General features: G+C 37.2%; 1 protein-coding gene and 1 pseudogene. One reads left to right on the top strand and one right to left on the bottom strand.

What is annotated here, in order from left to right; genetic code table 11:
• A partial coding sequence (locus BUB93_RS09420) for an ATP-binding protein (RefSeq protein ID WP_159432076.1) occupies positions 1-257 on the top strand: 257 nt, incomplete at its 5' end.
• A 323-nt stretch (positions 258-580) separates the two neighbouring features.
• Here BUB93_RS09420 and BUB93_RS09425 read toward each other — a convergent pair.
• Positions 581-945 (bottom strand): annotated as a pseudogene (locus BUB93_RS09425) (transposase); the annotation flags it as partial.
• Positions 946-1065 lie beyond the last annotated feature (120 nt).

The raw sequence follows: 1065 nt of genomic DNA on the forward strand, positions 1-1065 counted from the left end.
CTGATTTGCTCATACTTGATGAATGGGGGTATCTCCCCCTTCACCAAGAAGGTGCCAGATTGTTGTTTGATATCATTTCTACATGTTATGAGACTAAAAGCGTCATCATAACAACCAATATTGAGTTTGGTAGATGGAAAGGTTTCCTGTTTGATGAAAAGCTAACTGCGGCTATCGTTGATAGACTAGTGCACCATTCTCATATGCTCATATTTACAGGCAAAAGCTACCGCATGATGAATTCATTAATCAAGTAATAAGGTTAGTACTGGCTATTGTATTTTTGATTGCCAAAAGTTGTACTTTTCTATTGCCAAACACAGAGTCGTCATCCCTAAAACACCTCATTAAAATTTCTGCTTCCTGATCCAGTCCAATCAACCTCCATCCCCCCCCTTGTGTTTGGCAATAAAAAAGTACAATTTGGGGGTGCGGATGTCGATTGACAAATACAGCGTTTTTTTACTTTTGACATTTCACTGCGATTAATTATTATTCACCAGGTCAAAAAACAAGGATGTTTTTATACACCCTTAATGTCAGTTTTGACAGTTGGTTGAGAAGTGTCCCTTTCAATCCCTGTGCTTCTAGGAATATTTAGGACGGTACACATTGCTGATATCGAGTATTTATAACTGTTTTGTCTGATGATTTCTACTTTCGTCCCATTATCAGCGCTGCCTGCTTTAAAATGTCGTTTTCCATTTCCAGCTGTTTATTACGTTTCCTAAGCTCAATCAGCTCTTTTTGCTCATCTGTGAGATTGTCTTTTGCTTTAAATGAGCCTGTTTCTTGGTTTTGCTTAATCCACCGATCCAGTGTGGATGCGTACAAGTCATATTCCTTTTGTATCTCTGACTTGGACTTACCATTTAAGTACAGTTGTACGATTTGTTTTTTGAATTCATCAGTGAATTCTCGACGATTACGTTTTGCATTAGACATGATTTTTCTCCTTTTATTATATATCCTTATTTTATAGGACCTTAAGGAATCTGTCTAACTTAGTGTAACCTATCCACTATCTGCTTTATACCTTTACAAACTTACAAGGTTCTCAAACCC

The sequence above is a fragment of the Alkalibacter saccharofermentans DSM 14828 genome, assembly GCF_900128885.1.
Classification (GTDB): domain Bacteria; phylum Bacillota; class Clostridia; order Eubacteriales; family Alkalibacteraceae; genus Alkalibacter; species Alkalibacter saccharofermentans.